Source organism: Halalkalibacter okhensis (assembly GCF_000787375.1).
Taxonomy (GTDB): domain Bacteria; phylum Bacillota; class Bacilli; order Bacillales; family Bacillaceae_D; genus Halalkalibacter; species Halalkalibacter okhensis.
This window is the reverse complement of the sequence record NZ_JRJU01000031.1, coordinates 16310-28426: the sequence shown is the minus strand read 5'-3', so window position 1 is coordinate 28426 and position 12117 is coordinate 16310. Positions and strand designations below refer to the sequence as shown.

The following is a 12117-nucleotide window of genomic DNA, read 5'->3' as shown; positions in this document are numbered from 1 at the left end:
GTTTGAAGTTTTGACTAATCCTAATATAATAGTCAATCTTGGCAAATCCTTTAAGAGACTAGATCTTACGGGATTAAATACACACACATTATAGGGGGTACTACAAATGAAAAAGAACAAATTATCCTTATTTCTTGCACCTGCAATAGCTCTAATGTTAACAGCGTGTGGTGGCGGTGGCGGAACAGCTACGGATGAGCCAGCACCTGAGGCAGGCGGAGAAGAAGCAGTTGAGCAAGGGGAAACAAAAACAATTCGTGCAGGTATCGGGTTAAATGACGCACATCCACAATATAAAGGGTTATTGAAATTTAAAGAGATTGTTGAAGAAAGAACAGATGGTGCCATTGAGGTACAAACGTATCACAGTGGTCAGCTTGGTGATGACCGTACAATGACGGAAGCTCTTCAATTAGGTTCTCAAGAAGTGGTTATCCCTTCAACTGCACCTATTGCAAACTTCGTACCTGAATACAACCTTTTTGACTTCCCATTCCTCTTCCCTAGTGAAGAAGTAGCGGACGAAGTATTAGATGGTGAAGTTGGACAAATGTTTTTAGATATGCTTCCTGATCAGAACTTAGTTGGGTTAGCATACTGGGAAAATGGCTTCCGTGATTTAACAAACAGCAAACGTGCTGTAGCTTCAGCTGATGACTTTAATGGTCTTCGTATTCGTACAATGGAAAACGATCTTCATTTGGAAGCGTTCCGTGCATTAGGTGCAAACCCAACTCCGATGGCATTTACAGAGCTATTTGCGGCAATGCAGCAAGGAACAGTTGACGGTCAAGAAAACCCAATCGCAACCATCTATTTACAAAGATATCATGAAGTACAAGATCATGTATCAAACACAAATCATGTATATAGCCCGTTCGTTTTCTTAATGAGTAAATCATTCTTTGATGGACTATCTGAAGAGCAACAACAAATTGTAAGTGAAGCAGCATTAGAAGCTGGACAATATCAACGTGAACTGAACCGTGAAGCAAACGCTCAATATCTTGATGAATTACAAGAAGAAGGTATGACTTACACTGAAATCACACCTGAAGCTCGTCAAGAAATGGTCGACATCGTTCAACCTGTTATTGATCAGTATGCAGAGCGTATCGGTCAAGATTTAGTTGATCAAATGTACGAAGCAATTGAAGCTGCACAGCAGTAATTGAACCAATGGGAAAACGGCTGCATAGCCGTTTCCCTTTTTCACTAAAAAATACAGCAGCTAGAACAGACCTAAGTTTTTCTTAATTTAAAAAGGAAAGCAAAAGTGTAGGTCATAAAAATATGAGTATAGTTCTGTTTTCCTTTTTCACCATAAGAAAGAAAGCGAGGTAACGATTGATGAAAGTATTGAAATGGCTTGATGATCATATTGAGGAAGTTTTCTTAGTTCTCTTCTCAGTTATAATGGTTAGCGTTATCTTTGTTCAAGTGTTTATGAGATATATAATGGGCAGTTCTCTTGCTTGGTCAGAGGAACTAGCGCGTTATTGTTTTATTTGGATGATTTACATCGGGATTAGTTACGGGGTAAAGAAACAAAGGCATATTAAAGTAGATGTTTTACTTTTGTTATTTAAAGATAAAGGAAGAATCGTTTTTAATATCATTTCTAACGTATTATTCTTAGCTTTTGCTATCTTTGTTGTTTTTTACGGGTATCAAATGGCGCAACAATTGTTGAATTTCGGACAAAAATCACCAGCCCTTCAAATTCCAATGGGATTTGTCTATATGGCAGGACCTGTAGGGATGGCGCTAACGGCTATTCGCTTAATCCAAAACCTAATTAAGCATATAAAAGCGTTATTAGGTAAAGGTGATACGGAAGTAAAAACAGAGCTAGAAAAAGTGAAAGATGAAGTGAAAGATGAAGTAGCAACTGATTAAAGGAGGCAACAAAGATGACGGCACTCATTTTGTTTGGGGCATTTGCAGTCTTACTGTTTTTAAGTGTTCCCATTGGGATAGCATTGGGTATTGCTACATTAATTACAATCATGTTTTCCGGGTCACTACCGGTTGATTTTTTAGCTAGAGAATTAATAACATCACTTGATTCCTTCCCGTTAATGGCTGTACCATTCTTTATCCTAGCCGGTGAGATTATGGGAAAAGGTGGAATTTCAGATCGCTTGTTTAGAGTTGCTAACTCTTTAGTAGGAAACAAGACAGGCGGATTTGCAATTGCAACGATTATCACTTGTATGTTCTTTGCGGCTATTTCAGGATCAGGTCCGGCAACGGTAGCGGCCATTGGTGGGATAATGATTCCAGCAATGGTTCGTGAAGGATATGATAAAAAGTTTGCGACAGCGGTAGTCGCAGCAGCGGGTTCTTTAGGGGTAATCATCCCACCAAGTATTCCGATGGTTATTTACGGCGTAGTAGGAAGTGTATCGATTGGTGACATGTTCATAGCCGGGATTATTCCAGGACTTTTAGTTGGTTTAGCATTAATCATTTATACGTATTTCCACTCTCGCAAAAAAGGGTACAAAGGAAAAGGGGAAAAGCCAACCATTGCAAATATCGCCAAAGCAACTTGGGAAGCTAAGTGGGCACTTCTTATCCCAATTATTATTTTAGGTGGGATTTATGGAGGGGTTTTCACTCCGACAGAAGCTGCTGTTATCGCGGTTGTGTATGGTTTAGTTGCAGGCCTTTTCCTTTATAAAGAACTTAAAATTAAACAATTACCAAGAGTGATTACGGACGCGGCGCTTACAACAGCGACAGTATTAATTATTGTTGGTTCGGCAACTGCATTTGGTCGACTGTTAACCATTGAGCAAATTCCATACCAGGTTGCAGAAGCGATGATGGCAATTTCCGAAAATCCACTTGTTATTATTTTATTAATTACACTTCTTTTGTTAATTGTTGGTTGTTTTATGGATACCATTGCAGCCATTATTATTCTTACACCAATCCTTTTACCAATTGCGGTAAGTCTAGGATATGACCCCATTCATTTTGGGATCATTATGGTACTTAATTTGGCCATTGGCTTCATTACACCGCCACTTGGTGTTAACTTGTTCGTCGGATCTGGAATATCAGGCCTATCAATTGAAACTCTATCTAAAGCCATTGTTCCATTCTTCTTTGCGATGGTACTAACATTATTAATTGTCGTGTTTGTACCGCAAATTTCATTGTTCTTTTTAAATTAAGGCTGTTTTTCGTAATGATTGCTGCTTTAGATTATGTTTTTTTCTCTTAGTGGAATGAAGCGGAAGTCACTCGACTCCTGCGGGATATAGAGGTAGGGCGAGACCCCACAGCCGAGGAGGCTCGGCACCTCCTTGCTGGTGCGAGTGACTGGAGCTCAGGTGGAACGAGCACGTCACGTCCACCTAACCGATAAAATCAACAAAGTATGTGAAAACAGTCAATTAAAAAGCGCATAACGATTCATACTAGGTAAGAAGGAGGAATGGCCATGGCAACTGAACATACGCAAGAGGTCGTTGTAAATATTTCAGAAGAGCAGACGATTACTGGCTTAAGTGAATTAATTCAACCTTATCAATCTGAAATTTATTTAAAAAAACTAGTACGCGGTACGGTCCATGAAGTCAACTTGAAAAGCTTCCTGGGTCTAATCACCCTTCAAATGCGCAACGGTGACAAAATAACAGTAAGAGCCATTGGCGAAGATAGTGAAGCGGCTATAAATAAAGTAGTTGAATTTTTAACTTAAAAGGAGGAAGGGGAGACTCACAACTAAAAAGGTGCTTGATAGCGACCTATTAGATGAGGGTCTCCTTTTTCTTCTTAATTTAATTGTTGGAGGAAAAGAAATGGATGTAGTAACAATTGGAGAAACAATGGTATTGTTTACGCCTCATAACGGTCAACTAAGATATGCCAGTCAATACGTGAGGTCGTTTGGCGGAGCAGAATCGAATGTTTCCATTGGTCTTTCAAGGCTCGGACATCAAGCCGGCTGGATAAGCGCCATTGGTGATGATGAATTAGGCAAAGGGATGCTTTCTTTTATTAGAGGAGAGGGAGTAGATGTTAGTCAAGTGAAGATAGACCCGACAGCCCCTACAGGAATCTTCTTTAAAGAAATCCGTAATTCTTCTGATATTCGAATTCAATACTACCGCAAAGGATCAGCAGCGAGCCAACTAAGCAAAGAGGATTTGGATGCCGATTATATTGCAAAAGCAAAGTATTTACATATTTCAGGGATCACACCTGCGCTTAGTGAAAGTTGCTGTGACATGATTTTTGAAGCGATCAAAATGGCAAAGGAGCATGGGCTGAAGATTGTTTTTGATCCAAATTTGCGGAAAAAGTTATGGAGCGAAGAACAAGCCCGTGACGTTTTATTAAAAATTGCCGCAGAAGCCGATATTGTTTTGCCTGGAGTAGCTGAGGGAGAATTTTTATTTGGAGAGAGTGACCCGGAAACGTTAGGAAACCGTTTTTTGAATCACGGTGCAAGCGTAGTTATTTTAAAGGTCGGTGCAGAAGGGGCTTATTATTTCACGAATGAGGAAAGTGTGCTCGTACCCGGCTTTAAAGTGGAGCAAGTCATTGACCCGGTAGGAGCAGGAGATGGTTTTGCAGCTGGATTTATGTCTGGTGTGCTCGATGGGCTCTCGCTATATGAGGCTGTTCAAAGAGGAAATGCGGTTGGTGCGATTGTAACAACCGTAACTGGGGATGTAGAAGGATTACCTGAAAAGCAAGAAATTGAACGATTTATCAATAAACCAGCAGATGACGTTAGTCGCTAATATAGGAGGATATGATGAACCATTTATTACAGGAAATTCAAGACAATGGAATAGTAGCTATTATTCGTGGAGCAAAGCCAGAAAACATTTTAGACATCGCAAAAGCATTACGTGAAGGTGGCGTGAAAACTCTTGAAATTACCGTAGAAACACCACGTGTACTCGAGTTGATTTCACAAGTGTCACAACAATTAGATGATGTCATTGTTGGGGCGGGTACCGTATTAGATTCAGAGACTGCTCGGGCAGCGATTATGGCAGGAGCTAAATTCATCTTCTCGCCAACGGTTGATGTCGACACGATTCGTCTTACGAAACGTTACGGAGTAATCAGTATTGCTGGCGCGTTAACACCGACAGAAATTTTAAAGGCGTATGAAAATGGGTCAGATGTGATCAAAGTATTCCCAGCAAACGTATTTGGACCTACATACTTAAAAGATGTTCATGGGCCTCTTCCGCAAATTCCACTAATGCCAACAGGCGGCATTAACCTTTCCAATATTAAAGACTACATTCAAGCAGGAGGGGTGGCTGCAGGTCTTGGAAGTGCTCTTGTTGACACGAAAAAAGAAATCAATGACGAGTACCTAGCTGATCTTACAGCAAAAGCAAAACAATATGTAGAAGCAGTTCAATCTGCTCGCACGAAATAGGAGGCAGGAAAATGAAAATTACAAAATTAGAGTGTTTTATCGTACCGCCTAGATGGTGCTTCTTAAAAGTAGAAACGGATGAAGGCATCACCGGTTGGGGTGAACCTGTGATTGAGGGAAGAGCACATACGGTCAAAGCTGCCGTTGAAGAGCTGAGCGAATACTTAATTGGTAAGGATCCACTTCGTATTGAAGACCATTGGAATGTTCTTTACCGTTCTGGTTTTTACCGTGGTGGTCCGATTTTAATGAGTGCCATTGCCGGTATCGATCAAGCGTTATGGGATATTAAAGGGAAATACTTCAACGCACCTATCTATCAGCTTATGGGAGGAGCTTGCCGTGATTCCATTCGGGTCTATTCTTGGATTGGAGGCGACCGTCCAAGTGATGTTGGGCAAGCAGCGAAAGAGGTCGCTGATAGAGGGTTTACGGCGGTGAAAATGAACGGAACAGAAGAGCTTCAGTACGTGGATTCGTATGAAAAAATTGATCAAGTAGTCGAACGAATAGCAGCGGTACGAGAAGCGGCAGGTGAATACATTGGCATCGGAATTGACTTCCATGGGCGTGTTCACAAGCCAATGGCGAAAATTTTGGCTAAGGAATTAGAGCCATTCCGTCCTATGTTTATTGAAGAGCCCGTACTCTCTGAAAACAATGAAGCATTACGTGAAATAGCGAATCATACTCATATCCCCATTGCAACAGGAGAAAGAATGTATTCAAGATGGGATTTCAAACAATTGCTTGCTGACGGTTATGTAGATATTATTCAGCCAGACTTATCACATGCTGGAGGCATTACAGAGTGCAAGAAGATCGTATCAATGGCAGAAGCATTTGATGTTGCCGTTGCACCACATTGTCCATTAGGTCCGATTGCGCTTGCTGCTTGCTTACAAGTCGATGCAACATCACATAATGCCTATATTCAAGAACAAAGTTTAGGAATTCATTATAATAAAGGCAATGATTTATTGGATTATATAACAGATCCATCTGTGTTTGATTACGAGGATGGACATGTGAAAATTCCACAAGGTCCTGGTTTAGGAATTACCATTAATGAAGAGTACGTGAGAAAAATGGCTGAAGTTGGTCATAATTGGAAAAATCCTGTTTGGCGCCATAAGGACGGTACAGTGGCCGAGTGGTAGGGAGTTAGATTTATATAGAAAAGTGGTCCTGTTAGATGATGATTTTTATAGAAGTCGTATTACCTGTATTACTAGTATTTCTTATTGGGTTTGCGGTTCAAAAGTGGAAGAAGATTGATATAAAGGCAATCTCAACGGTTGCCATCTACATCATGACTCCGTGTCTTGTTTTTCAGACTTTTTATACGGCGGAGCTAGACATGCAGTATTTATATATGGTTCTCTTCGCCGTGATTTTGTTAGCTGCTTTAATTATTTTTAATAAAATTTATGTAAAACTAAGAAACTATTCACAATCAGAAGAAAGTGGCTTAATTTTGTCAACGGCCTTTATGAACTCAGGCAATTATGGGGCTCCGATTGTGTTATTTGCCTATGGAGATGCAGGGTTTGCATATGCCGTTTCCTTCCTGGTCCTTCAGGCGATTATCATGAATTTCTTTGGTGTTTATTATGCTGCAAGAGGGAAGGCTGGAATTGGTGTTGCGTTAAAATCTGTTTTTGAAATGCCGGCAACGTACGCGGTCATCCTTGCACTGATTTTAAAGGGATTGAATTGGGAAATTCCTAATAATCTCTTGATGACAATTGATATTATTGCCGTTGCGACAGTGCCGACTGTAATGGTTATTTTAGGCATGCAATTAGCCCAAATTGAATGGGGAAACTTCAATTGGAGCCATATTACATATGGTGTTGCTGTTCGTCTGTTCGTCTCACCACTAATTGCAGTTGGCATTATCTTGATGTTCCCTTTTGACCCTTTACTTGCAAAAGTATTGATCGTGTCAGCGGCAATGCCATCAGCAGCAACAATTGTCATGTATGCCGTTCAATTTAACTCAGAACCAAAGCTAGTCTCAAGTATTACATTAATTTCAACATTAGTGAGTGTTATTACGATTACCGTATTATTAGCCATTTTAGGATAAACAAGTGGGAGTGTAACTATGAGCAAATATAAAGTGTATGTAACAGATTATGAATATGCGTCGCTTGCACCAGAAGAAGAAGTCTTTAGCAAAATGGATGGGGTGGAGTTTATTCCTGTTCAGTGCAAAACGGAAGAAGAAGTCATTGAACTGTGTAAAGATGCTGATGGTCTGATCAATCAATATGCCCCGATTACGAGAAAGGTCATCGAGAGTTTACCTAACTTAAAGGTCATTTCTCGTTATGGAGTCGGCGTTAATACGATTGATATCGATGCAGCGACTGAAAACGGGATTATTGTAGGGAATGTAACGGATTATTGTATGGATGAAGTATCTGACCATGCTTTCGCACTATTAATGGCATGTGCAAGAAAAGTTGTTTTACTAAACCAAGAGGTGAAAAATCACAATTGGGACTTTAAAGTAAGTGTACCGATTTACCGCCTTCGTGGAACCGTACTTGGGTTAATTGGTCTTGGAAAAATTCCTCAAGCATTAGCGAAAAAAGCTCAAGCATTTGGAATCAAGGTCGTTGCCTATGATCCATTTGTTCCGAAAGAAGTCGCAGAAGAGCTACATGTAGAATTACTTGAGTTGAATGACCTCTGTGCCCAAGCAGATTTCATTTCCGTTCATGCTCCATTAATTGAAAGTACAGTAGGCATGATTAGTGAAGAGCAATTTAATGTAATGAAAAAAGAAGCCTTTATTATTAATACGTCTAGAGGACCAGTGATTGACGAAAAAGCACTAATTGCTGCTTTGCAACAAGAGAAAATTGCTGGAGCGGGCCTAGACGTTGTTGAAGAAGAACCAATTGAGAAAGATAATCCATTGCTTACAATGGATAACGTTATTTTAAATCCGCATGTTGCTTGGTACTCAGAGGAAGCGCAATTAGAACTAAAGAGAAAAACAGCACAAAATGTTGCCGATGTGTTAAGTGGTTACTACCCAACATACTTATTTAATCCAAATGTGAAGGAAAAGGTGAAACTAAGTAACAAAAAATAGGGTTTAATCTAAACACTTATCATAATTTAAAGGGAGAGCGTTATAGGCTTTCTCTTTTTTTGTGATTTAGAGTTGGTTTGGGCGACATTTTTACTGACCTTATACAATTTTGTTAAACTGTTGTATAATATTTGTACAAATGGTTTCGATTAGACTGGGGGAAAAGAAAATGATTTCGTGGCTTATTCGTAAGAGGAAAATTACGATTCTCTTTTTTGTCATGTTTATGCTGGTCGGGGCACTGAGTTTTTTACAGTTGCCGCAACGGGAAATACCCGAAATAAGTCCGTCCGTGGCTCAGGTGACAACGGTCTATCCTGGTGCATCTGCTGAGCTAGTTGAGCAGAACGTCACTAATCTAATGGAGGAAGCCCTTGAACCGATCCAAGAAATCTCCTCTCTGAGTTCAGTTTCCAACCCGAACATCTCCTTAATCACAATTGAACTAGAGGGTGGAGTTGATGCCGATCGCATCTGGAATGAAATAAGGCAACAGTTGACGAATGCAGCAAGCGATTTTCCAGATGATGTTCATACACCGACCTTGAACAGCAACCTTAGCATTCAAGGTCTTGCTACGTATCAGTTAACGTTTAACGAAGAAACAAACCTGACTGAGGTAAATGACCTCATTGATCGTTGGAGCAAACGTATCGTTCAACTAGAGGACATTATCTCCATTAGTGCACAAGGAGCATTAGATAAGGAAGTATTAGTAGAAATTGATTATGAAGCGATGCAGGAAGCGGGTATCATAACAAATCAACTCATCGGTGCGTTAAATGGCGAACTCAGTACGCTTCCTCCTGGTGAATGGAGAACAGACGAGTATAACTATCGAGTCGAGCTTGATACATATGAGTCACTCTCTGATTTAGAGACTCTAGCGCTTGGCTATTCTCAGGAAGAAGTGATTCGACTTGGGGACATTGCCTCGATTAATGAAGTGTTTCAAGCGCCAGCGGAAAAAGTATTTTATAACGGCGAAGAAGCGATTTCGCTCACGTTTTACTTAAAAGAGGGCGCAAGTGTAACGAAAGCTCAATCAGAGCTCGATCAATTTGTAACTGAAATGGAACAAGATCTTCCGACTGGTGTTGAGATGAATCTTCTTTATTCTCAAGCAGACCTAGTTGAAGAATTATTTAAGGATTTAGCTATTTCCTTTGCCATTGCTGTTGCATCCGTTCTTTTGGTTTGTTCACTTGGGTTAAACGTGTCAACGGCGCTCAGTGTGGCATTAGCTATTCCTGTGTCTCTCAGTCTTGGTGCGATTGTTTATCCGTTTGTCGGGATCGATTTGAATCTCATCTCTTTGATCGCGATTATTATTGCTCTTGGGATATTGGTGGATGATGGGATTGTTGTCAACGAAAATATCGAGCGACGGCTGCAGTTAGGTGATAAGCCGCTCCATGCGGCGATCAATGGAACGAAGGAGGTTGCTGTTTCGGTTGTTACATCAACATTGACGGTTGTCTTCACATTCTTACCGTTGCTATTGCTACCGGGTGAAGCAGGAGCATTTATTCGGCCATTACCTGTTGTTTTAATTGCGACGATGATTGCTTCTACGTTTGTCGCACTCTTTTTGATTCCGACATTCCGATCAATAAAAGAGAGCAAAAAAGGTCGTCAGCAAGAACGGAAATCAGCTGGCTTTCTTGGAAAGGCGTTTGATCATTCGTCAACATTTTATAGTGAAAACGTGGTTCGTCGAATAACGAGACGTCCGCTATTAACGGTGATCATCGGCTTTCTTATAGGAACGGCAGCTTATGGATTAATTCCGTTTATTCCACTGGAGTTTTTCCCGGATACAGATCGTGAAGAAGTATTCCTTGAAATGAAGCTTGCAGAGGGCACGTCACTTGCTGAAACAGAGCGGCAAGCGAACGTTGTAGAGGATTGGCTTGAAAACATTGAGTATGTGGAGTCCGTAACATCCTATATTGGAACGACTGTCCCACGATTATTCGGTCCTGGCGGTGGTGGTGTGGCAGGTGAGCACGTCGCAAACTTCTTCGTTTTTATTAACAAAGATAAAATAACCACACGTGAAACGGTGGACACGTGGAATGAAAAATTAGTAGAGTTGTTCCCTGACAAAACGTTTACAGCCTCCATGATTGAGTCTGGTCCTCCTGTTGGAGCTCCGATTGCGATTGAGATAAGAGGGGAATCTATGGAGCGGCTAGGTGAAATGGCTACTGAGGTGAAAACGATTTTAGCAGCTGCAGAGGGTGTAACAACGGTGAATGATGATGTAGGTGTGCCTCTTACAGCCGTGCAATTTGTTCCGGAACGTGACGAACTCGAATCTCATGGATTATCAAGCAATGACCTTGCCGAAACGCTGAGGTTAGTTGGTGAAGGCATCCCAATTGGGCAGCTGCAAACACCAGGAGAACTACTAGATATGCGGATGATTATTGACAAAGGGGAACTTGATTCACAAGAGGTACTTGCGGAGCTTACACTTCCTTCGGTACAAGGAGACACGGTTTCGGTTGCTGACTTAGTATCAATGGAGGAGGCAACGACCGCGCCAAGCATTCCTCATCAAAATATGGTAAGAACGATTACGGTTCGCGCTTACCCAGGAGGAGAGCGCAGTACCGATGAGATTTTAAATGATACGCGTGACTCCTTAGAAGAAGTCGTTGCAGATAACGGGTATTCGCTTGTCATTGGCGGGGAAACCTCAGCAAGAACAGACGTCTTTATTGATATCGGCAAAATTTTCATTGTAGTTGTTTTCTTGATTTTAATTGTCATCGCCATTCAGTTCTATTCGCTGACGATTCCTGTGCTCATCATGAGTACCGTTTACTTGGCGGTTGCCGGTGCGTTGCTTGGCCTATTTATCACTCAAACCGGCCTCGGGTTTATGTCGATGATGGGAGCGGTCAGTCTCGCCGGAATTGTTGTTCGAAATGGCATTGTCCTTATTGAATTTATCGAGCAAAGACGAAAAGAGGGGGCAGACCCGAAAGAGGCAGTGATTGTTGCATCGAAACAGCGTTTTCGTCCAATTGTTCTTACGACGATGACGTCAATTGCTGGACTATTACCGATTGCTCTTGGCAATAGTACGCTATTTAAGCCACTTGGCATCGCCATCGTCTCTGGACTCATCTTCTCTACCGTGCTCACATTAATCATTGTCCCAGCTCTATACTTGCTTGGGGTCAGATTTCGCAGCAAAAGGATATAGCGGTGAAGGAGTTGGGGCGCATTCTGTCCAAAGTCGTCTAGTTGCAGTCGAAACTACGCCGCATTCTGTCCAAAAAGTGGAATTTGCTGTCCAAACTGAGCAATTTGCTGTCCAAACACCCCTTTTAGGCGGGGGTTACCCCGCCTACTTTCCTATACCATTTACCGCAGCACCCATCATTCCTCCCAAAACAATTCATTTAAAGTCTTCGATAACTCCTTACATATCGCTATACATAAATTTAATGTCGGATTGTATTTTCCTGATTCAATTAATCCAATGGTTTGTCTAGAAACCCCAACCCGTTTGGCAAGTTCCTCTTGTGATAAGTCTTTCTCGACTCTAGCTAGCTTCAACCTCATATTCTTCATA

At 41.2% G+C, this 12117-nt stretch carries 11 protein-coding genes; 10 read left to right on the top strand and 1 reads right to left on the bottom strand.

The features are described 5' to 3' along the window. Positions 1–106: 106 nt before the first annotated feature. From LQ50_RS18270 to LQ50_RS18225, 10 genes are all read left to right on the top strand, one after another. Positions 107–1171, top strand: a complete 1065-nt coding sequence (locus LQ50_RS18270) for a TRAP transporter substrate-binding protein (RefSeq protein ID WP_034631993.1) — start codon at positions 107–109, stop codon at positions 1169–1171. Positions 1172–1350: 179 nt separating this feature from the next. Beyond that, positions 1351–1899, top strand: coding sequence for a TRAP transporter small permease (locus LQ50_RS18265; protein WP_034631992.1), 549 nt, complete (start codon positions 1351–1353; stop codon positions 1897–1899). A gap of 14 nt (positions 1900–1913) precedes the next feature. Then, on the top strand, positions 1914–3185 hold the full coding sequence (locus LQ50_RS18260; protein WP_034631991.1) for a TRAP transporter large permease: 1272 nt from the start codon (positions 1914–1916) through the stop codon (positions 3183–3185). A gap of 269 nt (positions 3186–3454) precedes the next feature. Then, positions 3455–3715, top strand: a complete 261-nt coding sequence (locus tag LQ50_RS18255; RefSeq protein WP_034631990.1) for an HPr family phosphocarrier protein — start codon at positions 3455–3457, stop codon at positions 3713–3715. Positions 3716–3815: 100 nt separating this feature from the next. Beyond that, entirely contained in the window at positions 3816–4763 is a 948-nt protein-coding gene (locus tag LQ50_RS18250) for a sugar kinase (protein ID WP_034632021.1), read from the top strand. Between the two features lie 14 nt (positions 4764–4777). Continuing rightward, the gene (locus LQ50_RS18245) at positions 4778–5419 is read left to right on the top strand and encodes a bifunctional 4-hydroxy-2-oxoglutarate aldolase/2-dehydro-3-deoxy-phosphogluconate aldolase (RefSeq protein ID WP_034631989.1); all 642 of its coding nucleotides are present in this window, start codon (positions 4778–4780) and stop codon (positions 5417–5419) included. A gap of 11 nt (positions 5420–5430) precedes the next feature. Continuing rightward, positions 5431–6579, top strand: a complete 1149-nt coding sequence (dgoD, locus tag LQ50_RS18240; protein WP_034631988.1) for a galactonate dehydratase — start codon at positions 5431–5433, stop codon at positions 6577–6579. Positions 6580–6614: 35 nt separating this feature from the next. Continuing rightward, positions 6615–7511 carry an AEC family transporter gene (locus LQ50_RS18235; protein WP_034631987.1) on the top strand — a complete coding sequence of 299 codons (897 nt, stop codon included), beginning with the start codon at positions 6615–6617 and terminating at the stop codon, positions 7509–7511. A gap of 18 nt (positions 7512–7529) precedes the next feature. Next, complete coding sequence (locus tag LQ50_RS18230; RefSeq protein WP_034631986.1) at positions 7530–8528, top strand: C-terminal binding protein; 999 nt, start codon at positions 7530–7532, stop codon at positions 8526–8528. 169 nt (positions 8529–8697) lie between these two features. Continuing rightward, a complete protein-coding gene (locus LQ50_RS18225) occupies positions 8698–11745 on the top strand; it encodes an efflux RND transporter permease subunit (RefSeq protein WP_034631984.1) in 3048 nt (1015 codons plus the stop codon). Between the two features lie 176 nt (positions 11746–11921). Here the strand turns inward: LQ50_RS18225 and LQ50_RS18220 are convergent, their stop codons facing one another. Next, complete coding sequence (locus LQ50_RS18220; protein WP_034631983.1) at positions 11922–12116, bottom strand: helix-turn-helix transcriptional regulator; 195 nt, start codon at positions 12114–12116, stop codon at positions 11922–11924. Position 12117: the final 1 nt, after the last annotated feature.

Coding starts and splice junctions, on each gene's coding strand:
- LQ50_RS18245 (WP_034631989.1), top strand. CDS start 4,778: ATGAACCATTTATTACAGGAAATTCAAGACAATGGAATAGTAGCTATT.
- LQ50_RS18235 (WP_034631987.1), top strand. CDS start 6,615: ATGATGATTTTTATAGAAGTCGTATTACCTGTATTACTAGTATTTCTT.
- dgoD (WP_034631988.1), top strand. CDS start 5,431: ATGAAAATTACAAAATTAGAGTGTTTTATCGTACCGCCTAGATGGTGC.
- LQ50_RS18255 (WP_034631990.1), top strand. CDS start 3,455: ATGGCAACTGAACATACGCAAGAGGTCGTTGTAAATATTTCAGAAGAG.
- LQ50_RS18220 (WP_034631983.1), bottom strand. CDS start 12,116: ATGAAGAATATGAGGTTGAAGCTAGCTAGAGTCGAGAAAGACTTATCA.
- LQ50_RS18225 (WP_034631984.1), top strand. CDS start 8,698: ATGATTTCGTGGCTTATTCGTAAGAGGAAAATTACGATTCTCTTTTTT.
- LQ50_RS18230 (WP_034631986.1), top strand. CDS start 7,530: ATGAGCAAATATAAAGTGTATGTAACAGATTATGAATATGCGTCGCTT.
- LQ50_RS18265 (WP_034631992.1), top strand. CDS start 1,351: ATGAAAGTATTGAAATGGCTTGATGATCATATTGAGGAAGTTTTCTTA.
- LQ50_RS18260 (WP_034631991.1), top strand. CDS start 1,914: ATGACGGCACTCATTTTGTTTGGGGCATTTGCAGTCTTACTGTTTTTA.
- LQ50_RS18250 (WP_034632021.1), top strand. CDS start 3,816: ATGGATGTAGTAACAATTGGAGAAACAATGGTATTGTTTACGCCTCAT.
- LQ50_RS18270 (WP_034631993.1), top strand. CDS start 107: ATGAAAAAGAACAAATTATCCTTATTTCTTGCACCTGCAATAGCTCTA.